The following is a 21,474-nucleotide window of genomic DNA, read 5'->3' as shown; positions in this document are numbered from 1 at the left end:
CTCCTTTATGCCCGCCTGCGCCGGAACACCGCGCCCGCCCCCATCTCCGCCGTCATCCGGGCCAGGGCGAGCAGCGGGGCTTCTTCTGCCCCTATGTCCTCCCCCCGAGCCAGCCGCCGCATCGCGTCCTCGTACCAGGTGATTTCCATATAGCCGCTGTGGTCCAGAGGGCGAATGCCCGTCTTCAGGGGCCGGACCTTGCTGCTTGCGGCCTCCCCGCGCAGCACCCGTGCGCTGAACTCGGGGTCCAGCACCAGTGGGCGGCCGATGCCCACCATGTCGGCGGCCCCGTCCTCCAGCGCCTGCCGGATGGTGGCGGCGTCGCGGAAGCCGCCCGTCACGCAGATCGGCACGCCCGCCACCGCCCGCGCCCGGCGCGAGAAGTGCGCGAAGAAGCCGCCGCGCTCGCCCCGGCCCAGCATCATCATCGGTTTCTCGTAGGTGCCGCCCGACAGCTCAATCAGGTCGCAGCCACGCTCGCCCAGCGCCCGCACCACCGCGAGGCTCTCCTCCTCCGAGAAGCCGCCCCGCACGAAGTCGGAAGAATTGAGCTTGACGCCCACCGGAAAGCGCGGCCCCACCGCCGCCCGCACCGCGTCGTAGGTCTCTAACAGGAAGCGCATGCGGTTTTCCAGGCTCCCGCCGTATTCGTCGGTGCGGACGTTGTGCCGGGGCGAGAGGAACTGCGAGAACAGGTAGCCGTGCGCCGCGTGAAGCTGCACGCCGCCGAATCCTGCCCGCTGCGCCAGCCGCGCGGAGCGGGCAAAACGGGCGGTCAACTCGTGAATCTCGGGAACCGTCAGCTCGCGCGGCGTGGCAAAGGCGCGGGCCAGTCCGCCCGGAAAGGAAGGGCACTGGGGGCCACCGTGCCGCCCGCGTTCAGACCGCGCGGGGCCTGCTTGCCAGGGTGGTTGAGCTGCATCCACAGCGCGGCCCCGTCCCGCGACCCCTGCACCGCCCAGCGGTGAAAGTCGGCCAGATGGCGCTCGTCTTCCAGCACCACGTTGCCGGGTTCCCCCAGGGCACGGGCGTCCACCATCACGTTTCCGGTGAGCAGAATGCCGGTGCCGCCCCGTGCCCACCGCGCATACAGGGCGGGCAGTTCGGGCCGGGGCGCGTGGTCGCGGGTGCCCAGCGCCTCGCTCATGGCGCCCTTGAGCAGTCGGTTCTTCACGGTCACGCCGCAGGGCAGGGTCAGGGGGTCGGTCACGGCGGTCATGGCACGAGGCTAGCGCGGCCCCGCCACGTCTCCACCGCCCGCCGGGTGTACATTCCCAGCAACTCCGCCTCCCTCAGCTCTCCCGGCGACCACCAGCGCGCGTCCGTGACCTCATCCTGCGGCAACGTGAGTTTGCCCGTCACACCCTCCGCGCGGTACAGCACGCCCACGCTGTCCCATGCCCCGGAGTCCTCGTAGCGGAACTCCGGCCCTTGCAGAAGCTGCACTGGGGTCAACCGCCCGGCCCGCAGCCCGGTTTCCTCGGCCAGTTCACGCCGCGCGCACGCCTCGAAGCTCTCGCCGGGGTGCAGCTTGCCGCCGGGCAGCACCCAGCGCCCCGTCCGGCCATGCCGCAGCAGGAGCAGGCGCTCGCGGTCGTCGGTGACGAGCACGCTGGCGCCGGGGGCGAAGAGGGGGCGGGGGCCGACCGCCGCCCGCAGCCGCGTCAGGTGGTCGTCGTGGGGTGGGGCCTCCGGGAAGGGGAGGAGCGGCAGGGGCGGCAGGTCCGCCCGGACGCGCAGCACGTTCAATTTCGCGCGGTCGATATTGCTGCTCAGCGGCGGTAATCCATCCAGTTCGAACCACGCCAGCGCGAGCGTCTCGCCGCTGTCGTCTGGCGCGGCATATTCCAGGGCTGAGGCGGGTAGCGTGCCGTAGGCCCGCATTCCAACCTGATAAACCTCATGCCCGTTGGGGTAGCGGTGATAGAACTCCGGGCCGCTGACCAGCCCCTCGCCCAATCCCAGCAGTGCGAGATTTGAACACTCCAGCCCGGTCTCCTCCAGCAGTTCGCGGCGGGCAGCAGTCAGAAAGTCTTCGCCAGGTTCCAGGCCGCCGCCGGGCGTGCCCCAGAGGCCACTGTCTCCGCGCTGCTGGAGCAGGACTCGGCCCGATTCATCCTGAAGCAACACTCCGACGCCCACGGAAATCAAGACGCCACTTCCCCACACGGCGCGTAAGTCTCCCAGGTAGGACATGCCCCGCACCTTACCGTCCGCCGCCGCGTAGCGTGGGCGCATGTCCGACGCCCGCGACCCTCTCCCGGATTGGCCCACTCCCGATTGGCCCACTCCCAATTGGCACTACGAAACCACCGCTGTGCAAAGCGCCATCCCGCGCGGGCTGGGCGAGACGGTGGGCATCCCGGTCCATCAGGCCGCCGCCTTTCAGTTCACCACGCTGGAAGAAGCCCAGAGCGAGTTTGCCCAGGGCACCGGCCTGAGCTACGCCCGGCTCCAGAACCCCACCGTGCGGGCGCTGGAAGAACGCCTCACCGCGCTGGAGGGTGGCGCCGCGACGGTCGCCCTCGCCAGTGGGCAGGCGGCCACCCTCACGGCGATCCTGAGCGTGTGCCGCGCCGGGGACCATGTGGTGTCCACCGCCAGCCTGTTTGGCGGCAGCGCGGGCCTCTTGAACAACGTGCTGCCCTTGATGGGTATCTCGGCCACCCTGACCGCGAACACGCCGCAGGCCATCGCGGCGGCGATGCGCCCGAACACGCGGCTGGTGTGGGCCGAGACCATCGGCAACCCCGCCGGGGACGTGCCGGACCTCGCGGCGCTGGCGGAGGTGGCGCACGGGCAGGGGGCGCTGCTGGGGGTGGACAACACCTGGGGCGGCGTCGGCCTGCTGTGCCGTCCGCTGGAGCACGGCGCCGACCTCGTGACCCACTCGCTGACCAAGTGGGCGGGCGGGCACGGCAGCGTGATGGGGGGCAGCGTGACCGTGGGCACCCGGCACGACCTGACCCGCAACCCCCTCTACACCGAGGGCGGCGAGAGCAGCCTGCTGAGTGTCCGGGGTGAGGCCGCGCTGGGCTGGCGGGCGCGCTGGTTCGGGGCGCACCAGCTCGGGATGACGCTCGCGCCGCACAGCGCCTTTCTGATCGCGCAGGGCCTGGAGACGCTGGCGCTGCGGCTACGACACGAGTCGGCCACGGCCCTCGCGCTGGCTGGGTGGCTGGACGCCCGGCCGGAGGTCGGCCGCGTGAGCTACCCCGGCCTGCCCGGCAGCCCCCACCACGCCCTGGCGCAGCGTTACCTGCGCGGCGGCTGCGGGGCTGTCCTCACCTTCGAGGTGCCCGACCCCGCCGCCTTCCTGGCCCGGCTGCGGGTGATCCGCATCGCGCCCAACCTGGGCGACACCCGTACCCTGATCGTCCACCCCTGGACCACCACCCACGGCCGCCTCCCCGAAGCGGCCCGCACGGCGGCCGGGGTCACGCCGCAGACCCTGCGCCTGAGCGTGGGCCTGGAGGCGTTGGAGGATTTGCAGGCGGACTTGGCGGGAGCGCTGGACTAAGGGAAGGGGAAAGGGCCGTCCCGCCTCCAGGACGGCCCTTTCTTGTGCTGGCTGCTGGAAGCCCTCACAGCCAGGGCTTTTTCTCCACGACGTACTGCTGGTAAAAGTCGCTGTCCGACTTGGTGAGGTACAGGATGCCCTCGACCAGCCCCAGCAACCCCAGCGCCCCGCTCACCAGCCCGGCGAGGGGCAGGGTGACGACCAGCCCGATACCGAACGTGATCAGCCCCAGCAGCAGCGCCACGATCCACACGCCCACATTCACCGCGAGCATGATCAGCCCCGGCGTGGTGATGCCCAGGTACAGCTTGTGAACGCCGAAGCTGCCCAGCACGATGGCGAGCAACCCGGCGATCAGCCGCCGGGTGGCGATGTCGCCGGGCACGGGGCCACTGGCGGCAGACTGCCCCAGCGCCCAGGGGTCCGGCGGACGGGTCGGCACCGGCGCGTGCGTGACGGCCTCGGTCTGGAGGGGGGAGGGGGAGGGAGAGGCGGCGGACGGCGCGCTGGAGCCGGGCATGGAGGGACTGCGCGCCGCGCCCCCGGTCGCCCGCGCGATCCAGTCGTCGGCCGAGTCGAGCAGCGTCGGCGCTGTCTGGGCGGCAGGCCGGGGCGCAGGCTGGGGGGGTGCCGTCCGGTCGGGCGGCGTGAGCGGCGTCGGGCGGGGCTGCGCGGCCTGCGTCTCGGGAATCCGCAGGTCGCTGCTGCCGGAGGGAGGGCTGGACGCCGGGCGGGCCACGGCGGCGGGGTCCACGCTCGCCACCGTGATGTCCGGGACGGGGGCCGGGGCGCTGGGCGCTGTGGGTGGCGGGTTGCTCTGGGCGCTCAGCACCTCGTCTACCCAGGAGGGCACCTCGGGCCTGGTGGGGGGGCGCTGGTCCGGGGGCGGTCCCTGCGGCGGGTCGTCGCTGCGGTCGTCTCGGGTCATGCTCCCAGTACGCCACGCGGGGGGCCAGGGTTGCGTCCCTCCAAAGGCGCAGCCTGGCGACGCGGCGCCCCCTCCCCGTGCTACACCTGCCCCATGACCCTCCGCGAACAGGCGACGCAGCAGGCCGACCTTCTGGGACGCTGGCTGGACGATCTCCAGGACGTGACCCTGGACGTCCCGCCCACGCGGGTGGCGGTCGTGTGTGTGGACCTGATCGAGGGCTTTACCCGGCTGGGGCCGCTCGCCAGTCCCCGGGTGACCGCGATCATCCCGCAGGTGGTCGGGCTGATCGGCAGGCTGCTGGACGCGGGCGTGCCCGCCGCGAACGTCGTGCTGGTGCAGGACGAGCACCCGGCGGACGCCCGCGAGTTCGCCGCCTACCCGCCCCACTGCATTGCGGGCACCCCCGAAGCCGAGGCGGTGGCCGAGCTGCAAGCTCTGCCCGAATTTGCCCAGTTCCGGCACTTCCGCAAGAACAGCATCGCCAGCCACACCAGCCCGGAGTTCCGAGCGTGGCTGGAGGCCGCCGACTTCGACGTGGTGGTCGCCGTGGGCGACGTGACCGACCTGTGCCTCTACACGCTCGCGCTGCACCTCGTCACCGACGGGATGGCCCGGCAACTCGCGCGGCAGGTCGTCGTGCCCGCCGACTGCGCCCAGACCTGGGACGCGCCCGGGCACCCCGGCGACCTCTACCACGCCCTGTTCCTGCACCAGCTGGAGCGCAACGGGGTGCAGGTCGTGCGCCGCCTGGGGGTCTAGCCCCGCGTACCCCCCGGCCCCTACCCCCGCATCAGGAAGTGCTCGATGATCGCGTGGTGGTCCTCGAAAAAGGCCTCGGGCCAGGCCAGCGCGTCTCCCAGCGGCAGCCACAGCGCCTCGGCCGCGTCGGCGGTGGCCCGCAGCGGCGGCAGCGGCCCCAGCCCCAGGTCGAAATGGAAGGCGTGGGTGACCGTGCGCCCACGCAGGCTGCGCTCCGGGTAGTCGAAAACCGCCTGGGCGTGCAGCCGGGTGGGGAGGTCGAGGGCCTCGTCCAGCCCGGTCTCGCGGTGGGCGTGGCGCACGGCGCAGGCCAGCAGCCGCTCGGGGGGGGTCAGGAATCCGCCCGGCAGGGCGAGCCGTCCGCGTCCCGGCTGCCCGGCGCGGCGGACCAGCAGCACGTGCCCGCTGCGCGTGACCACCGCGTCGGCCGTCACGAAGACCGGCGCGAAGGGCGCCGCCGCCCAGGCCGCGCGGTAGGCGCGCAGGTGCTCGGCCTCGGCGCGCAGCTCGGCGTACTCGTCTGTCTGCCGGAAGGCCTCCAGAAAGGCGTGGACGGCGGGCGGCACCATGCCGCGCACCTCGTCCAGGCGGTCCCCGAAATAGGCGCCCCGCACGTCGGTGGCGCTCAGCGGGCTGACCACCTGCGTGGGGATGAAGGTCCAGGCGGGAAAGGAGCGCAGGTAGTAGCTGCTGTCGTCCTTGAGGTGGCCGATCAGGGCCACGTCGGCGCTTCCGGCGGTGTGCGCTCCCACCCCGCGCTGCACCTCGGACAGCCACAGGCCCTCGTTGTAGAAGTAGTCGCGCACCTGCACGAAGCGCAGCCGCCCCGGCGCCGTGCCGGCTTCCTCCAGCATCGCCCGGATCACCGCCTCGCGCTCCCCGGCGCTAAAGGGATTCTTGGGCGTGCGCGCGGCGCGGGCGCTCCCGATCACCACGATCAAGGTCTGCACCCTTTCGAGCGCCTCCAGCATCACCAGCCGGTGGGCCGCGTGCGGCGGCTCGAAGCGCCCGATATACACCCCGAAGGCGTGGCGAAAGCCGCCGGGCGGCGCCGGGGGCGGGGGCGAGGTCAGGGCGGGGTCGCGCGGGGCCGTCATGGCTCACGGTGAGGCCAGGCTGGGGTGAGAAGAATGAGCGCGCGCCCGGCGCCGGGGGGCGTACCGTGGGGGCATGACGCCCTCTGCCCGGACCCTTGCGGCCCTCCTTCTGTCTGCCAGCCTGGGCAGCGTGTGGGGGAGCCGCGCTGGCCCAGACGCCCGCCGCGCCCCCCGCGCCGGGAAGCACGCAGGTGCAGCCGGCCACGCCCGCCGCTGTCGCCGCAGGCCTGCGCGAGGCGGGTTACCGCGTGACCGTGAACGCTCCCGCAGCGGGCGAGGCCCCCAGCCTGAGCGTGGTCGCCGGAAAATACGAACTGGACATGTGGTTCAGCGGTTGCCAGGCGGGCAGCTGCGCCCGCGTCACCGTCAGCCTGGGCTGGGAGCTGGGCGCGGACGATCCCGACCTGGCTTTTCTGAACGAGTGGAACAGTGACGCCTTTACCCAGGCCTACGTCTACGAGGACGCCTATTACCTCGACAGCACGCTGACCCTGCGTGGCGGCCACACCCGCGCGGCGCTGCGGGCCTGGCTGAGCGACTATCTCAGCGACGTGGCCGAATTCGGGGCCAGGCTGCCCTGAGGGGGGCTGGCCGCGTCCGGCGGCCACCTGCGGCGCGGGGCGTTACACCATTCCCTTATATTGGTCACATGCGCGCCGCCGCGTCGCCCTTGCTTTCCTCCGGTCTGCTGACGGATGTGGGGCGTCAACGGAGTGTGAATCAGGACGCCGCGCTGGCGCTGGACCTGCCGCAGGGCGGGCTGTACGCGGTCGCGGACGGCATGGGCGGGCACGCCGCCGGGGAACTCGCGGCCAACCTGGCGCTCGACAGCCTCAGCCAGCATTACCTCGACGGGCGGGCCTCGCCGCCCGAGCGGCTGGCCGAGGCGGTGCAGGCGGCCAATCTGGCGGTGCTGAGACACGCGGTGGGCGAGTACGTCGGGATGGGCACGACCCTGCTCGCGCTGCTGGTCGACCGGGGCGCGGCGCTGGTGGCGCACGTGGGCGACTCGCGGGCCTACCTGCTGCGCTCGGGCGAGCTGCACCGCCTCACCGACGACCACTCCTGGGTGGCCGAGCAGGTGCGGCTGGGGCACCTGACCGAGGAAGAGGCCCGGCACCACCAGTGGCGCAGCGTGGTCAGCAACGCGCTGGGCGGCGAGGAACGGGTGCGGCTGGAGCTGTTCGGGCTGCCGCTGCGTGCCGGAGACCGCCTGCTGCTGTGCAGCGACGGTCTCAGCGGCGTGGTGGGCGACCGCGCCCTGCTCGAACTGCTGATGCGGCCCCAGGCGCCCGAGCGCGCCGCGCGCACGCTGGTCAACGCCGCCAACGACGCGGGCGGCCCGGACAACATCACGGCCGTCGTGGTGGACATCCTGCGCGACACCCGGCCGCCGCGCTACGCCCTGCCGGGGCGCCAGGAGGGTGGGCCGCTGTACGTGGACGTGCTGCTCAGCGCCCAGCGCGGCAGCAGCCCGCTGACTTACCTGCTCTTGATCCTGGCCTATTTCACGCTGCTGGGCGTGATGCTGGTGCCCGAGCACCGCCCCCTAATCGGCCTGCTGGGCGCGCTGCTGCTGGTCGGGGTCACGGCCGCCCAGCGCCAGGCCCGCGCCCGGCTGGGCCGCCCGCCGCCCCGCCCCGCCCCCATCCGCGCGGGCACCCGCCCGGGGGGCGGCGACCCGCGTGAGACGCCCGGCTGAGGTGCCCGGTCCGGTGCGGGTCCCGCGCGGGTGCAGTGCAGGTACAGTGGGCGCATGAAAGACATCGTGGAAACCGCCAGCGCTCCCGCCGCCATCGGTCCCTACAGCCAGGCGGTGACGTTCGGCAACCTGGTGATGACCAGCGGCCAGATTCCGCTGACGCCCGACGGCACGCTGGTCGAGGGCGGCATCGAGGCCCAGACCCGTCAGGTGCTGGACAACCTCGTCGCCGTGCTGCGCGAAGCGGGCACCGATCTGGGGCGGGTGGTCAAGACCACCGTCTTTCTGGCGGACATGAACGAGTTCTCGGCCATGAACGCCGTGTACGCCGAGTACTTCCAGGCTCCCTTTCCGGCCCGCAGCACCGTGCAGGTCGCCCGCCTTCCCCGCGACGTGCGCGTGGAGATCGAGGTGATCGCCGAGCGTCACTGAGCGTATCCGGGAGCCGGGCCGGGGGCCGCGCTGCCCACGGCTGCCGTTCGTGACGCCGCTCTCGACGCCCGCCCGCGCGGCGTGACATGCTGCGTCTTGTGGTTGTCCTGCCGGTCCGGTTTGAACGCAGTCCCCGTCTGCACGCGATGCTCAGCGAGGAGCCGCACGCGGTGGGGACGCGCGTCGTGGTGCAGGGCAAACGCGGCCCGGAGGTCGCCACCGTGCGCGGCGAGGGGCAGGCGCCCGACCCGCAGGGGCGTTACGGGGCCGTGCTGCGCGGCGCGAGTACCCAGGACCTGGCCCGCTGGGAGGAACTGCACCGCCAGGGCGAGGACCTCAAGTGGCTGCTGCGCGCCCGCGCCCGCGAACGCGGCCTGCCGGTCAAGATCGTGGCGGTCGAGTTCACGCTCGACGAGAGCCTCGTCACGGTGAGCTACAGCGCCGAAGACCGCATCGAGCTGGGCAGCCTGATCGGCGAGCTGCGCGGCCACACGCGCGCCCGGGTGAACTTCGCGGCGGTCGGCCCGCGCGAGCAGGCGCAGATGATCGGCACCCTGGGCGCCTGCGGCCGCGAGAACTGCTCTTCGACCCACCTTCAGGAGTTCGCGCCCGTCAGCATCCGCATGGCGCGCGACCAGCAGCTTCCGCTGAACCCCGAAAAGCTCTCCGGCCCCTGCGGGCGGCTGCTGTGCTGCCTGCAATTCGAGCACACCCAGTACCTCGACCTGCTCGCCGGGTTGCCGCGCAAGAATGCCCGGGTCTGTCACGAGGGCAGCGGCGCCTGCGGCAAGGTCACCAAGCTGCACCCCCTGGCCGGAACCGTGGACGTGCAGACCGACCAGGGCCTGCTGACCGGCATTCCCGCCGCCGAGCTGACCCGCGCGCCCGAGGCCCCCGGCAAGGGCAGGCGCCCCGAAGCCGACGCCTGAGCCGGGGGAGGGGGCAGGCGGGGCGCTCTCCCCGATTCCCCAACGGCCCTTGCCGGGCCTCTCATCTGCCCCGCCGCGCCGGCCCACAGACTGCTGGGCATGAAGCACCTGATTTTCCCGACCGTGGCCCAGGCCGACGCTTTCGTGCAGGACCTCCAGAGCCAGGGCGTCATCCAGCCCGAGATGGGGCAGACCTCCTTCCGCCGCCGCACCTCGGCGGGCATGACGGGCGGCGTGGGCACCCAGACCACCCAGACCGTGACCACCGAGTACGTGGACGGCGGCGGCGACGGCGAGGACATGGCCAAGGGCGCGCTGGGCGGCACGGCGCTGGGGGCGGTCGCGGGCGTGGCGGCGGGCGCCGTGGTCGCCGCCACGGGCGGCCTGGCGGCGGTGCCGGTGCTGCTGGGTATGGGCGCGCTCGGCTCGGGCATCGGCGCGGCGGCGGGTGCTGCTGAGGGCGCGGTCAACGGTGACGGTATGGTGACGCGCCAGGCCCACGACCACAACGCGGGTTACGACCTCGACGACACCCACTACGACACCATGAACTCCACCGTCGAGACGGGTGGCCGCGCCATCGCCATCGAGGACTCGGTGCCCAGCGACATCGTCGAGGCCGCCGCCGCGCGCCACGGTGGCCGCTTCGTCTCCTGATCTCCGCTGACCTCAGCGGGCCGGGCCTCCCTAGGGGTGCCCGGCCCCTTCCTTTGTGAGGCATCGTCTGCCTGGCCGCGTCGCGGCGCATCCCTAGGGATCGGACGGCGAAACGGGGGGCGGGTTGAGCCGGGCCGCCGCGAAATGCAAGCATGGGGCCGCGTTCGGCTGCCCCGCGCCCTCTCCAGCGCGGTTTCCCTCGTGCTCTCCCCGCGTTCTTCCTCCCGGGAGGACGTGCCCCCAAGGAAGTGCCATGACCCAGACCCCCCTGCAAGACCGTGACGTGGTGATCGTCTCTGCCGTCCGTACCCCCATCGGGGCGATTCGCGGCGCCCTGTCCAGCGTGCGACCCGACGACCTGGCCGCCCTGGTGATTCGCGAGGCGGTGGCGCGTGCCGGGGTGGCCCCGGGCGAGATCGAGGAGGTGATCCTGGGGTGCGCCAACCAGGCGGGCGAGGACAACCGCAACGTGGCGCGCATGGCCGCGCTGCTCGCCGGGCTGCCCGAGACCGTGGCGGGCCTGACGGTCAACCGGCTGTGTGCCTCGGGCCTCAGCGCGATCAACGCGGCGGCCCGCGCGATTCGCAATGGTGACGGGGACGTGTACGTGGCGGGCGGCGTCGAGAGCATGACCCGCGCGCCCCTGGTGATGGGCAAGGGCGCCCAGCCCTTTGCCAGCGGCAACGTGACCGCCTATGACACCACCCTGGGCTGGAGATTTCCCAACCCCGCGATGGAGGCGCTGTTCCCGCTCGAAGCGATGGGGGAGACCGCCGAGAACATCGTGGAACGCAGCCGCGCCGGAGGGGTCGCGGGCGGCGAGATCACCCGCGCGGACCAGGACGCCTTTGCGCTGGAGTCCCAGCGGCGCACGGTCGCGGCCCTGAACGCGGGCACCTTCCGGGACGAGACCGTGCCTGTCGAGGTCAAGGGCAAGAAGGGCGTCACCCTCTTCGACACCGACGAGCATCCCCGCTACCGGCGCGACGGGGGGACCTTCACCCTCGCCACCGACGAGGCGACGCTGGGCGCCCTGAAGCCTGCTTTCCGCAAGGGCGGCAGCGTCACGGCGGGCAACGCCTCGGGCCTGAACGACGGGGCCGCCGCGCTGGTCCTGATGAGTGCCGCCAAGGCCCGTGAGCTGGGTATCACGCCGCTGGCACGCTGGGTGGGCGCGGCCTCGGCGGGCGTGGACCCCCGGGTGATGGGCCTGGGGCCGGTGCCCGCCACCCGCAAGCTGATGGAGCGGCTGGGCGTGAATCTGGCCGACGTGGACCTGGTGGAACTCAACGAGGCGTTCGCCGCCCAGGCCCTCGCCTGCGTCCGCGAACTGGCGCTGGACCCCGCCCGCGTCAACGTGAACGGCGGCGCCATCGCCCTGGGGCATCCGCTGGGCATGAGCGGCGCGCGGCTGGTGACCACCCTGACCCACGAGCTGGCCCGCCGGGGCGCTCGCCTCGGGCTGGCGACCCTCTGCGTGGGCGTCGGCCAGGGCGAGGCGGCGCTGATCGAGCGGGTGGAGGCGTGAAGCGGGTGCCGGTCCTGACCGTGGGGGAGGCCGCGCAGAGGGTGAGGTCGGGCCAGACGCTGCTGGTCGGCGGCTTCGGGATGACCGGCAACCCGGTCCACCTCATGCACGCGCTGGCCGAAACGGACGTGCGCGACCTCACCTACGTCGCCAACAACGTCTCCGAACCCGGCCTCAGCGGGGGCCGCCTGCTGCGCAACGGGCAGCTCCGGCGGGCGGTCGGCTCCTACTTCACCTCCAACCCGGAAGCGGTGCAGGCGTACCAGGCCGGAACCCTGGAGGTCGAGCTGCTCCCGCAGGGCACCCTGGCCGAGGCGCTGCGGGCGGGCGGGGCCGGGCTGGGCGGCTTCTACACCCCGACGGCGGCGGGCACCGTGATCGCGGGAGGCGCCGAGACGCGCGTTTTGAATGGCCGCGAGATGGTCTTCGTGCCCGCCCTGCGCGGCGACGTGGCCCTGATCCGGGCGTGGCGGGCCGACACGGCGGGGAACCTCCAGTACCGCCTGACCGAGCAGAACTTCAACCCCCTGATGGCGACCGCCGCCGACCTGGTGATCGCGGAGGTCGAGGAAATCGTGGAGGTCGGGCAGATTCCGCCCGAGCAGGTCCACACGCCGGGCCTCTACGTGGATTACCTCGTGCAGGCGACCCTGACCCCGGGGGACCTGGGCAGCAGCGCGGACGTGCGCGGCGGCGCCAAGAAGGTGGACCCCGCCCGGATGGCGATGGCCCGCCGGGTGCTGCAAGAACTGCGCCCCGGCGACGTGGTCAACCTCGGCATCGGGATTCCCACCCTGGTCGCGGACCTGATCACGCCGGGGCACGGGGTCAACCTGCACACCGAGAACGGGATGCTGGGGGTCGGCCCGTCTCCCGAGGGCGGCGGCGCGATGGACTACCCGGTGAACGCGGGCAAGATCCCAGTCACGGCCCTGCCCGGCGCGAGCTATTTCGACTCGGCAGCGTCGTTCGGCATGATCCGGGGTGGGCACGTGGACGTGGCGGTGATGGGCGGGTTGCAGGTGGACGAGGCGGGCAACCTGGCGAACTGGGCGGTGCCCGGGAGGCCCCTGCTGGGGGTCGGCGGCGCGATGGACCTGGCGAGCGGCGCCCGCCGCCTGATCGTGACCATGACCCACACCGAGCCGGGCGGCGCGCCCAAGCTGGTGCGCGAATGCACCCTGCCCTTGACCACGCGCGGGGCGGTGAATATGGTCATCACCGATCAGGCGGTCTTCGAGTTTCTGGGCGGCGAGCTGACCCTCACCGAGTTGCTGCCCGGCGCCACGCTGGAGGGGGTGCGCGCCAGCACGGGCGCCCGCTTCCGCGAGCGGCTGCGGGAAGGCGCGCTGTAGCGGCCAGGGCGCAGCGGCGGGACACCGGGGACCGGAAGTGGGCGGCTCCCCGGCCGGGCCAGGGGGTAAGGTGCGCGTATGGACTACGTGCGTCTGGGCACCAGCGGCCTGAAAGTCTCGCGCATCGCCCTGGGGACCATGACCTACGGTGACCCGGGCTGGCGTGACTGGGTGCTCCCCGAGGCCCAGGGCCGCCCCTTCATCGCCCGCGCGCTCGAACTCGGGATCAATTTCTTCGACACCGCCGACATGTATTCCCTGGGGGCCAGCGAGGAGGTGCTGGGCCGCGCCCTGCGGGACTACGCCCGGCGCGACGAGGTAGTCGTCGCCACCAAGGTCTTCCACCGCATGGGTCCTGGCCCGAACGACGCGGGGCTGTCGCGCGGGCACATCATGAGCGCGGTGCAGGCCAGCCTGAAGCGGCTGGGCACCGACTACATCGACCTGTACCAGATTCACCGCTTCGACCCCGAGACGCCCATCCTGGAGACCATGACGGCTCTGCACGATCTGGTCCGGATGGGCGCAGTGCGGTACATCGGGGCCAGCAGCATGCTGGCCTACCAGTTCGCCAAGATGCAGCACGTCGCCGACATGCACGGGCTGACCCGTTTCGTGAGCATGCAAAACCACTACAACCTGGTGTACCGCGAGGAGGAGCGCGAGATGCTGCCGCTGTGCCGCGAGGACGGCGTCGGGGTGATCCCCTGGAGTCCGCTGGCGCGCGGTTTTCTGGCGGGAAACCGCACGCCGGGCGAGGCCAGGACCCCCCGCGCCCGCAGCGACCGCTTCAGCGAGGCGCTCTACCGCACCCCGGACGACTACGCCGTCCAGACGCGGGTGGCCGAGGTCGCCGGGCGGCGGGGCATGACGCCCGCCCAGGTGGCGACCGCCTGGCTGCTGCACCAGCCGGGCGTGACCGCGCCCATCGTCGGAGCGAGCAAGATGCCGCATCTGGAGGAGGCGGTCGCGGCCCTGGCGGTCAAGCTGACGCCCGAGGACCTCTCGGCGCTGGAGGAGCTTTACCGGCCGCATCCGGTGCTGGGTCTCTGAGGCTTTTCGGGGTCGCGTCGGCCCCAGCCCAGCTCACCACTGCCCAGGCTCAGCGCTGGCTCCGGCTGCCGGGTGGAACGCCCCGGCGGGGCCGACCCGGGTGAGCCAGTCGGCCCGCACCTCCAGGCGCGCCGAGTACAGCAGGTGGGGGTCGCCCTCCAGCCTCAGGTTCAGCGGCCCGGCCAGGGTGTTTTCCGCGATCTGCGCTTCGGCCCGGCGCAGCGGCCAGGGTCCGTGGTGGACCCGGCCCCCGTAGAGTCGCCCCCTGCGGTCCGCGCTGTACAGGAAGAGGCGGTCGGTCAGCCAGTGCTCCAGGGTTCCGGGCGCCGCCCCGAACACCGGGCCGACGGGCCGGAAAGCCGCCGCGAAGCGCCCCGGCGGCGCGTGGCGGTGGGTACGCAGGCTGGCGTAGCGGGTGACCTCGCCGCGCCGGTCGGCCCACATCCGGGCGTCGAAATACGGCAGGTGAAAGAGGCCGCGTGCCAGCCGCACCGCGAGCGGTTGGGCCGCGTCCAGCGAGTAGAACCACACGCCGGGAACCCCCTGGACCGTCACGTAGGTGCGCAGGTTCAACTCGGGGAAGGCGCTGACCCCCGGCACGTCCGGGCTGAAGCGGGGAGCGACCCCGGCCATCCGGAAGGGCACGGCCCCCAGCCAGGCCTGCCCCTCCCACAGGTCGAGCTGGACGCCCGGCGGCAGACTGGCCGCCAGCGCCCCGGCGGGCACCGGCCAGTGCATGAAACACAGGTCCAGCCAGGTCATCCGCAAAAGCCAGGACCGCTGAGCCGCAGGAGGGGCCGCAGGAGGGAACATGGCGCCATTTAGCCACGCGTGGGCCGGGCCTGACAGCGGTCTTCCCCCGCGCCGATGCGGCAAACCCATGCTGCTGCCGACAACGCGCCTGCTCCCCCGGATACCGCCCTTTTTTCTCCTCTGCTGGGCCGCTTGGCACGTCCCTTTGGAGATGGTTGTCAGCGCCTCTCCACCGGAGGCCGTCTCACCCCTCCTGCCCCGCCCACGGCCTCGTCTCCACCCCCGCCACGGTAGCGGCCAGGTCGTAGGCCACCGCCAGGCCCAGCGTGTCGGCGTGCGGGCCGCCGAGCAGCAGGTGAACGCTGTCGGTCAGGGGCTGGTGGGTCGGCGGGGCGTCCACCCGGCCTCCCGGCAGGGCGAGCCAGGCGCCCGGCACGTCCGCGAGGCTGCGGCCCACCTCCAGCGCCCCGGTCGCCAGCGGGGGCAGGGCGTCCATCAGGCCGATCAGGTCCTCCAGGGTCTCGCGGCGCAGGCCGACGGGCACCCCGGTCAGGCGGCCCCCGGTGGGGACGTAGCCGTGGGGGTCGCGGTGGTGCAGGGGCGGCACCACGGTGAAGCCGCCGTGCAGGGGGCGCAGGGTCAGGCCGCCCGCGCGCAGCACAGGCGTCTCGTCGCCGCTGGGGGTGTTCAGGCGCGGGAACTGGCGGTAGGCCCGGCCATGCGCGGTGGGCACGCCGAGGTCGTGCTCGGCGGCGTGCGGTCCCTCGGCGCCGGTCGCCATGATCACCCGCCCGGCGCGCAGCTCGTGCGTCTCGTGGGTCACGATCTGGTGGGTGTTGGTGAGAGTCAGGCGCTCGAGGCACACGCCGCCCGGCGTCAGCCCCGCCTGGGTGTTCAGCAGCAGGTCGGCCCCGGCCCGCACCGCGCCCTGCCCGCAGGCCAGCGCCACCGCGCCGGGGCGGTAGGTCGCGGCCTCCCCGTCCAGCTCGGCCCAGGGGAGCGCCCGGGGGTCCAGGAGGGGAGCCGCCTGCGGGAAGCGGGCAAGCAGGTGCGGGGTGGGCACGCGGCCGGGTCCCTCCTCCGCGTGCAGGCTCAGCAGGGGGCAGGGCCTGGCCGTGGGGTCCCCGAGCAGGTTCGCGCGGGTCCAGTGGGCCTCGGCCTCCCGGCCCGGCGGCACGTCCAGGGCGGTCCACACGCCCGGCGCCAGGATCGTCGCGCCGTCCTCGTTGGGCAGCCCGCCGCGCTCGACGAGCAGCAGCCGCAGCGCGGGCGCCAGCCGCCGCAGGAACAGCGCGCAGGCAGCCCCCATGCGCCCCGCGCCGACAATCACCACGTCGTAGTCCCGCTCCGCGAACGGCTGGCCGACATGCGCCCAGACCCGCCCTGGCTCCTGTGCTGGCTGCCCCGCCCCGCTCCCCCCGGTTGTCCTGGCCCCGGCTGTCATGGCGCCCATCATGCCGCCTGCCCGCCGCCTCCGGGAGGTCTCTCACGCCGCTGTCAGGCCGGGCACAGAAGCGGCTGCGTATACTCGGCCCACTCATGCGCTTCCCCAAGGTTTCCCCGGGCCAGTCCCTGGCGCTCTTCCTGGCGCTCACGGTGACGGCCGGAACAGGTGCCCAGGCGGTGACGGTGCGGGTGCTCGTCGCCAGCGCCCCGCAGCTCACGGTGCGGCTGCCGCCCACGCCCGCCGCCCCGGCGGCGCCCGGCCAGGTGGCTCCGGCCCCGGCGCCCGCAGCCTGGACGGTCGGCGTTCGGGGGGCCACCCTGACCCTGAGCGGGCAGGACACCGGCAGCGCGACGCTGTACCTGCCTCCCACCCCGGTCAGCACGGTCGAGATCGCCGGAAAGACCTACCGGGGCGGCGTGCTGCTGCGGGCCGAGCGCGGCGGGGTGCAGGGCATCAACGTGCTCGACGTGGAGGACTACCTGCGCGGGGTGGTGCCCGCCGAGATGCCGACCTCGTGGCCCGCCGCCGCCCTGGCCGCCCAGGCCGTGATCGCGCGGACCTACGTGGCGGCGCGCATCAACCCGGCGCTGCCCTTTGACACCTGCGCGACCGAGAGCTGCCAGGTCTACCGGGGGGTCAGCGTGGAAAAGCCCAGCGCCGACGCGGCGATTCAGGCGACCGCCGGGCAGGTCGTGGCCTACGGGGGCAGGCCCGCCAGCACCTACTTTTCCAGCGACTCGGGCGGCTACACGGCGTCGAGCGCGGAGGTGTGGGGCACCGAGCTGCCGTACCTGGTCGCCCAGCCTGATCCCCACTCGGCCCTCAGCCCACGCGCCCGCTGGCGGGTCGAGGCGAGCGCCGCGAAGGTGACCGAGGTCGCCACGCGCTACCGGGTGCGGCTGGGCACCCTGCGCGACGTGCGGGTCTCGCGCGCCAGCGCCTCGGGCCGGGTGCAGGAGGTCACGCTGACGGGCGCGTCCGGCGTGGCCCGCCTCACGGGCGCCGACGCGGGCGGGTTCGTGCGCTCGCTGGGGGCGTCCAGCAGCCGGGTTACCCTCAGCGGCCCGGTGGGGCCGGGCACGCCGCTGGTCGTGGAGGGGTCCGGCTCGGGGCACGGGGTGGGCCTCTCGCAGTACGGAGCGCTGGGGCTGGCGCGGGCGGGGCAGGCCCATACGCAGATTCTGAGTTTCTACTATCCCGGCACGTCGCTGGGGATGCTGGCGGCGGCGCCGGGAGGGGGAGCCGGGCGCCCCGCGCTGGCGGGGGCGGGGGCGCGGCCCCGGCCCCGGCCGTCTGCGCTGTTGCCGGCCCTGGCCTGGGAGGGACCGCATGGCGAATAGAGCGGTGGGACGGCTGTTCCGGCCGCAGGTGGTCCGGGCGCGGCTGAAGCGGGCCGCGCTGGTGGGCGCCGCCTTGCTGGGCCTCTCGTCGCTGGGGGGGGCGCTGGCCCGCACGGTGCGGATCGTGCAGGCGCAGACGCTGGAACTGCGCCGGGTGGACGACCAGGAGATCGTGGTGATCGGCGGCGGCGACGCGGGCGGGCTGGTCGAGCTGCGGGTGGACGACGACGTGGTGCGCGCCGCCCGGGTCGAGTACAACCGCACCCGCCGCACCTTGACGCTGGTCGGGCAGGCGACCTACCGCACCGCGAGAGACGGCCAGGACCTCAGCGGCGAAAATCTGGTCGTGGACCTCGCGGCCGAGCAGCTGACCGGCGAGGACGTGCTGATCAGCGACGGCGACATCGAGATTCGCGGCGGCGAGGTCGAGCGCATTCCGGGGCAGCTGCGCGCCACGGGCGGCTACTTCACCCCCTGCGCCAAGTGCGGGCGCACCCCCAACGACTACGCCTTCCGCGCCGAGAGATTGATCCTGTATCCCGGCGACCGCCTGGTCGCGTACCGGGCGCAACTGCTGCTGGCCGACTACCCGGTGCTGTACCTGCCGGTCGTGGTCCTGCCCCTCAACGATCAGGAACGCCAGCCCCGGCTGAATATCGGCACCGGCGAACCTGACGGCCTGACCGTTGAGGCCGACCTGCCCTTCTCGGTGGGGGCGAACACGCTGGGCACCACCCTGATCCGCTACTACGAGAACCGCAACCCCAGCATCGGCCTGGGGGTCAGCCTGCGCTCCTACGCGCCGCTGCCGTTCGTGGACCGCTTCAACCTCTACACGCTGGCAAACCCCAAGCCCTTTGCCGCCGACGGCACGCGGCAGGTCGGCTACGACGTGGATTTTGACCTCAGCGCGCGGGGGCGGGTGCCGCTGACGCTGGCGGTGCGCGACCTCGATTACACCCTCAGCGTGGTGCGGCGCGACATCGGGCGTTCCACGACCGACCCCGAGCGCGACGTGACGCGGGTCGAGTTCACGGCGAACGTGGAATATCCGCTGTTCTCGGCGCAGCTGAGCTACCTCGACCGCTTCGGGCCGGAGCCGACCACCGCGCTGGGCACGCCGCTGAAGCAACCCGAACTCGTCATCGACCCCAAGCCGTACACCCAGGGCAACTTCACCGCCGACGTGCGGCTCACGGCGGGCCGCTACACCGCCCAGAGCAATCCGCTGTCGCGCAGCGCCTCGGCGCAGGGCATCAACATCACGACCAGCCGCCTGGAGGAGCAGCACAGCCTGAGTTACAGCGCGCGGCCCTGGACGAATGCCGACCTCACGCTGACGAACACCTTTACCGGGCGCTACTACGGCACGGGCGCGCGGACGGTGGACCTGAACATCGGCGCTTCTCTCACCCAGCGCTTCAACGTGACCAACACCGTCACCGCCCGCTACAGCTACCTGCGCCGCGAGGGCACCAGCCCCTTTGCCTTCGACGCGCTGTTCGGGCAGGTCCTCAGTGCGCCGCTGAGCCTCGAGCTGAACACCGTGCCGGTGAAGGACGTGACCTTCGGCGTGAGCTACAGCCGCGACCTGTTCCTGCCCTGGAACCGCCAGCCTGCGGCGGCCTTCAACCTCGCGGTGAACCGCGCCCCGGTCAACCTGACCTACAACGTGCGCTACAACTTCGCGACCCAGGAGCTGGAAAGCACGACTTTCAACCTGACGCTCAGCGACCCCAACGCCGACCGGGTGACGGTGACGCCCGCGACCCCCGCTCGCCCGGCGACCGAGACGGAGGCAGCCGTGCCCGCCCGGCCCGAGACGGTGACCCGCAGCAGCCGCTGGCCCGCGCCCAACCTGACGCTGACGGCCAACGGCAGCTACACCCGCGAGGGGGGCTACCAACCCTTCACCGTGCGGGCGACCGTGACCGGCGACAACCGCGCCAACTCGTTTAGCGTCTACGCCACCCACGACATCGAGACGCCGCGTCTGAACGCGGTGGGCACCGAGTTCAGCGGCGTGACCCGCACCGACACGGTGCTCAATCCGGTGAGCTTCACGGGCCGCGAGAACCTGAACCTGATCAATCCCCGGCTCAGCGGGCGCTACAGCCTGACCTGGCGCGGCGAGTACACGGTGGCTCACACGCACGACCTCGCGCTCGACCAGCCGGCCACCGCGCGCGACAGCGGCACGGTCACCTTCAGCGTGGGCACCACCTCCGGGCGCGCGACGAACTGGCAGCTCACCTACGGCGGCCCCTTCGACGTGGAGCGCTGGGGCTTTACCCGGCCCACCCTGTCGGGCACCCTGCGCGCCACCCGGCCGGGGCAGTCGCTGGGCCTCTCGGCGGTCGTGAACACCCGGGGGCTGGACCAGCCGCGCACCGAGCTGACCCGCGCGGACCTCGACGCCAACTGGCAGTTCGGGACCCGTTTCTCGCTGTCGGGCCGCGCCGCTTATAACCGTTTCCGCACGGGCACCTTCCCCGACGACGTGCCCACCGACACGCTGACCCTCGATCCCGTCCGGGTGGGCGTCGCCATCGGCAACGGTCCCCGGCCCGGGGCGTACCTGACCGGCAGCCTGCGCCAGAGCTTCACCTGGGTTGGTGGCGTGCGGCAAAACCCCACGCCGCTGGCCCCGGTGATCGGGCTGACCATCGACCGCTGCTGCTGGGCGCTCCAGGCCGAGATCGATATGAGCCTCCGCCGCTACCGCCTGGGCATCAGCCTGCCCGGCAGCACGAGTTACCCGCTGTTCGAGTACGGTCAGAGCGGCCTGAACGTGCCGCTGCTGCCCGGCCCGCTCAATCCCGGCAACCGCCCCTGAACCGGAGGACCCCGCCATGAAACGCCTGCTGTGCCTGCCCCTGACCGCGCTGCTGCTCGCCGCCTGTACCGGCACCGTGGAGAGCCAGCCGCCCATCCGCCTCGCGGTGCTGGAAGGCGGGGGCACCACCCTGCGCACCGTCACCACCGGCAGCCTGGGCACGGCCCCGCCCCCGGCCGAGGCAAACGTGACCGTGTCGGGAGGCGTGACCCTCGACACCCTGCCCGGCGGCAAGCGGCTGGCGCTGACGCTGGCGGCAGGCATCGAGAGCCGCGACGTGAACCTGGGAGACCCGCGACCCTTCGCCGCTCCCTTCGACGCGCCCGGTTTCACGGCCCCGCCTTGCCTGCGGGCAACAGTGCTCAATGCCGCGCGTGACCGGCTGCTCACCCTCAGCCAGTGCGAGTCGGGCGGCGTGCCGGTCGGCGTGCAGCAGCTCGCCCTGTACCGCACCGACGGGGCGCTGGTGTGGCGGGCGGTGGCGAGCGGCGCCTTCTCGCCGGTCGGGACCGACGTGCCGCCCACGCGGCTGGCGCTGGTGCGCGAGAACGGCGTGGACATCGGCATTCTGGCCCGCCCGGCCATCGGCGGCGGCAGCGAGGTGCTGCGGATCGCCCCGAGCACGACTGGCTCCACCCGCGCGGACGTCAGCGCTCCGGTGCCCAGCCCCGCGATTCGCGACCTCGCCCCGGCCGCGAACGGAACCACCGTCTACGCGGCCACCGATACCGGCGTGCAGCCGCTGAACACCAGCGGGGTGCCCGACGCGGCAGCGGCGCTGCGGGCCTTCGGCGGGGACCGGGTGGACCGGGTGTGGACCTCGGCGGGCAGCGGGGTGGGGGGCAACCTGATCGCCGCGTGGCGCGATGGCGGCGGCAGCGGCCTGGGTGCCCAGCCCCTGCGGCTGTGGGACGGCGCGCGGACCACGGCGGCCACCGTGACCACCGTCTCTGACCTGCGTGACCTGACCTTCGCCCCCGACGGCAACCTCTACGCCCTGACCCGCACCACCCTGACGAGCTACGACACCGTGCTGGGCCTGGGCCAGGGCGCCAACTGGAACCCGGCGCTGCTGCTGGGCAGCCTGAATGAGGCCCGCGCGCTCGCCTGGCTGGTGCCGTAGCGCCCGCAGCGG

The 21,474-nt window shown here is 73.0% G+C and carries 20 protein-coding genes; 13 read left to right on the top strand and 7 right to left on the bottom strand.

Translation table 11 applies throughout. The features are described from left to right. Positions 1-5: 5 nt before the first annotated feature. The 3 genes from HNQ09_RS05715 to HNQ09_RS05710 are packed head-to-tail and all read right to left on the bottom strand — an operon-like array spanning position 6 to position 2,196. A complete protein-coding gene (locus HNQ09_RS05715; protein WP_281378287.1) occupies positions 6-803 on the bottom strand; it encodes an oxidoreductase in 798 nt (265 codons plus the stop codon). Then, positions 800-1,219, bottom strand: coding sequence for a beta/alpha barrel domain-containing protein (locus tag HNQ09_RS19105; RefSeq protein WP_281378279.1), 420 nt, complete (start codon positions 1,217-1,219; stop codon positions 800-802). The genes HNQ09_RS05715 and HNQ09_RS19105 overlap by 4 nt, the downstream gene beginning before the upstream one ends. Continuing rightward, positions 1,216-2,196 (bottom strand): NUDIX domain-containing protein, encoded by a 981-nt coding sequence (locus HNQ09_RS05710; protein WP_184026643.1) that lies wholly within the window; start codon positions 2,194-2,196, stop codon positions 1,216-1,218. Before HNQ09_RS05710 ends, HNQ09_RS19105 begins: the two co-directional genes overlap by 4 nt. A gap of 40 nt (positions 2,197-2,236) precedes the next feature. On the opposite strand from HNQ09_RS05710, the gene HNQ09_RS05705 reads away from it, so the two are divergent. Continuing rightward, the gene (locus HNQ09_RS05705) at positions 2,237-3,520 is read left to right on the top strand and encodes an aminotransferase class I/II-fold pyridoxal phosphate-dependent enzyme (protein ID WP_184026641.1); all 1,284 of its coding nucleotides are present in this window, start codon (positions 2,237-2,239) and stop codon (positions 3,518-3,520) included. 64 nt (positions 3,521-3,584) lie between these two features. On the opposite strand, the gene HNQ09_RS05700 is transcribed toward HNQ09_RS05705, so the two are convergent. After that, positions 3,585-4,448, bottom strand: a complete 864-nt coding sequence (locus tag HNQ09_RS05700; RefSeq protein ID WP_184026639.1) for a TM2 domain-containing protein — start codon at positions 4,446-4,448, stop codon at positions 3,585-3,587. A 93-nt stretch (positions 4,449-4,541) separates the two neighbouring features. On the opposite strand from HNQ09_RS05700, the gene HNQ09_RS05695 reads away from it, so the two are divergent. After that, the gene (locus tag HNQ09_RS05695; RefSeq protein WP_184026637.1) at positions 4,542-5,210 is read left to right on the top strand and encodes a cysteine hydrolase family protein; all 669 of its coding nucleotides are present in this window, start codon (positions 4,542-4,544) and stop codon (positions 5,208-5,210) included. 20 nt (positions 5,211-5,230) lie between these two features. Here the strand turns inward: HNQ09_RS05695 and HNQ09_RS05690 are convergent, their stop codons facing one another. Next, complete coding sequence (locus tag HNQ09_RS05690; RefSeq protein WP_184026635.1) at positions 5,231-6,307, bottom strand: bifunctional nicotinamide-nucleotide adenylyltransferase/Nudix hydroxylase; 1,077 nt, start codon at positions 6,305-6,307, stop codon at positions 5,231-5,233. Positions 6,308-6,498: 191 nt separating this feature from the next. Here HNQ09_RS05690 and HNQ09_RS05685 point away from each other — a divergent pair, with 191 nt between their 5' ends. The 8 genes from HNQ09_RS05685 to HNQ09_RS05650 all read left to right on the top strand — a co-directional run bounded on the left by HNQ09_RS05685 (position 6,499) and on the right by HNQ09_RS05650 (position 13,963). Continuing rightward, on the top strand, positions 6,499-6,888 hold the full coding sequence (locus tag HNQ09_RS05685; RefSeq protein ID WP_184026633.1) for a YbjN domain-containing protein: 390 nt from the start codon (positions 6,499-6,501) through the stop codon (positions 6,886-6,888). Between the two features lie 68 nt (positions 6,889-6,956). After that, entirely contained in the window at positions 6,957-8,009 is a 1,053-nt protein-coding gene (locus HNQ09_RS05680) for a PP2C family protein-serine/threonine phosphatase (protein WP_184026631.1), read from the top strand. 54 nt (positions 8,010-8,063) lie between these two features. Then, complete coding sequence (locus HNQ09_RS05675) at positions 8,064-8,441, top strand: RidA family protein (RefSeq protein WP_184026629.1); 378 nt, start codon at positions 8,064-8,066, stop codon at positions 8,439-8,441. Between the two features lie 146 nt (positions 8,442-8,587). Beyond that, positions 8,588-9,370 (top strand): PSP1 domain-containing protein, encoded by a 783-nt coding sequence (locus HNQ09_RS05670; RefSeq protein ID WP_184026931.1) that lies wholly within the window; start codon positions 8,588-8,590, stop codon positions 9,368-9,370. 99 nt (positions 9,371-9,469) lie between these two features. Beyond that, complete coding sequence (locus tag HNQ09_RS05665; RefSeq protein ID WP_184026627.1) at positions 9,470-10,027, top strand: hypothetical protein; 558 nt, start codon at positions 9,470-9,472, stop codon at positions 10,025-10,027. Between the two features lie 253 nt (positions 10,028-10,280). Next, the gene (locus HNQ09_RS05660) at positions 10,281-11,555 is read left to right on the top strand and encodes a thiolase family protein (RefSeq protein ID WP_184026625.1); all 1,275 of its coding nucleotides are present in this window, start codon (positions 10,281-10,283) and stop codon (positions 11,553-11,555) included. After that, a complete protein-coding gene (locus tag HNQ09_RS05655) occupies positions 11,552-12,910 on the top strand; it encodes a 3-oxoacid CoA-transferase subunit B (RefSeq protein ID WP_184026624.1) in 1,359 nt (452 codons plus the stop codon). The genes HNQ09_RS05660 and HNQ09_RS05655 overlap by 4 nt, the downstream gene beginning before the upstream one ends. Positions 12,911-12,988: 78 nt before the next feature. After that, positions 12,989-13,963: an aldo/keto reductase gene (locus HNQ09_RS05650; protein WP_184026621.1), complete on the top strand. Its 975-nt coding sequence runs from the start codon at positions 12,989-12,991 to the stop codon at positions 13,961-13,963. 33 nt (positions 13,964-13,996) lie between these two features. Here the strand turns inward: HNQ09_RS05650 and HNQ09_RS05645 are convergent, their stop codons facing one another. Continuing rightward, positions 13,997-14,725, bottom strand: coding sequence for a YqjF family protein (locus HNQ09_RS05645; RefSeq protein ID WP_184026619.1), 729 nt, complete (start codon positions 14,723-14,725; stop codon positions 13,997-13,999). A 235-nt stretch (positions 14,726-14,960) separates the two neighbouring features. Then, positions 14,961-16,169, bottom strand: a complete 1,209-nt coding sequence (locus HNQ09_RS05640; RefSeq protein WP_380002807.1) for an FAD-dependent oxidoreductase — start codon at positions 16,167-16,169, stop codon at positions 14,961-14,963. 86 nt (positions 16,170-16,255) lie between these two features. Between HNQ09_RS05640 and HNQ09_RS05635 the strand changes: the two genes are divergently transcribed. Genes HNQ09_RS05635 through HNQ09_RS05625 form a run of 3 tightly spaced genes read left to right on the top strand, consistent with a single transcriptional unit; the run spans position 16,256 to position 21,462 of the window. After that, a complete protein-coding gene (locus tag HNQ09_RS05635) occupies positions 16,256-17,503 on the top strand; it encodes a SpoIID/LytB domain-containing protein (RefSeq protein WP_184026617.1) in 1,248 nt (415 codons plus the stop codon). Then, on the top strand, positions 17,493-20,339 hold the full coding sequence (locus tag HNQ09_RS05630) for an LPS-assembly protein LptD (protein WP_184026615.1): 2,847 nt from the start codon (positions 17,493-17,495) through the stop codon (positions 20,337-20,339). Before HNQ09_RS05635 ends, HNQ09_RS05630 begins: the two co-directional genes overlap by 11 nt. 16 nt (positions 20,340-20,355) lie before the next feature. Next, positions 20,356-21,462, top strand: coding sequence for a hypothetical protein (locus tag HNQ09_RS05625; RefSeq protein WP_184026612.1), 1,107 nt, complete (start codon positions 20,356-20,358; stop codon positions 21,460-21,462). Positions 21,463-21,474 lie beyond the last annotated feature (12 nt).

This window comes from Deinococcus budaensis (assembly GCF_014201885.1).
In the GTDB taxonomy this organism is placed as follows: domain Bacteria; phylum Deinococcota; class Deinococci; order Deinococcales; family Deinococcaceae; genus Deinococcus; species Deinococcus budaensis.
This window is presented reverse-complemented; position numbering and strand designations above follow the sequence as displayed.

Coding starts and splice junctions, on each gene's coding strand:
- HNQ09_RS19105 (WP_281378279.1), bottom strand. CDS start 1,219: ATGACCGCCGTGACCGACCCCCTGACCCTGCCCTGCGGCGTGACCGTG.
- HNQ09_RS05710 (WP_184026643.1), bottom strand. CDS start 2,196: ATGTCCTACCTGGGAGACTTACGCGCCGTGTGGGGAAGTGGCGTCTTG.
- HNQ09_RS05705 (WP_184026641.1), top strand. CDS start 2,237: ATGTCCGACGCCCGCGACCCTCTCCCGGATTGGCCCACTCCCGATTGG.
- HNQ09_RS05700 (WP_184026639.1), bottom strand. CDS start 4,448: ATGACCCGAGACGACCGCAGCGACGACCCGCCGCAGGGACCGCCCCCG.
- HNQ09_RS05695 (WP_184026637.1), top strand. CDS start 4,542: ATGACCCTCCGCGAACAGGCGACGCAGCAGGCCGACCTTCTGGGACGC.
- HNQ09_RS05690 (WP_184026635.1), bottom strand. CDS start 6,307: ATGACGGCCCCGCGCGACCCCGCCCTGACCTCGCCCCCGCCCCCGGCG.
- HNQ09_RS05680 (WP_184026631.1), top strand. CDS start 6,957: ATGCGCGCCGCCGCGTCGCCCTTGCTTTCCTCCGGTCTGCTGACGGAT.
- HNQ09_RS05675 (WP_184026629.1), top strand. CDS start 8,064: ATGAAAGACATCGTGGAAACCGCCAGCGCTCCCGCCGCCATCGGTCCC.
- HNQ09_RS05670 (WP_184026931.1), top strand. CDS start 8,588: ATGCTCAGCGAGGAGCCGCACGCGGTGGGGACGCGCGTCGTGGTGCAG.
- HNQ09_RS05665 (WP_184026627.1), top strand. CDS start 9,470: ATGAAGCACCTGATTTTCCCGACCGTGGCCCAGGCCGACGCTTTCGTG.
- HNQ09_RS05660 (WP_184026625.1), top strand. CDS start 10,281: ATGACCCAGACCCCCCTGCAAGACCGTGACGTGGTGATCGTCTCTGCC.
- HNQ09_RS05650 (WP_184026621.1), top strand. CDS start 12,989: ATGGACTACGTGCGTCTGGGCACCAGCGGCCTGAAAGTCTCGCGCATC.
- HNQ09_RS05645 (WP_184026619.1), bottom strand. CDS start 14,725: ATGACCTGGCTGGACCTGTGTTTCATGCACTGGCCGGTGCCCGCCGGG.
- HNQ09_RS05640 (WP_380002807.1), bottom strand. CDS start 16,169: ATGGGCGCCATGACAGCCGGGGCCAGGACAACCGGGGGGAGCGGGGCG.
- HNQ09_RS05635 (WP_184026617.1), top strand. CDS start 16,256: ATGCGCTTCCCCAAGGTTTCCCCGGGCCAGTCCCTGGCGCTCTTCCTG.
- HNQ09_RS05630 (WP_184026615.1), top strand. CDS start 17,493: ATGGCGAATAGAGCGGTGGGACGGCTGTTCCGGCCGCAGGTGGTCCGG.
- HNQ09_RS05625 (WP_184026612.1), top strand. CDS start 20,356: ATGAAACGCCTGCTGTGCCTGCCCCTGACCGCGCTGCTGCTCGCCGCC.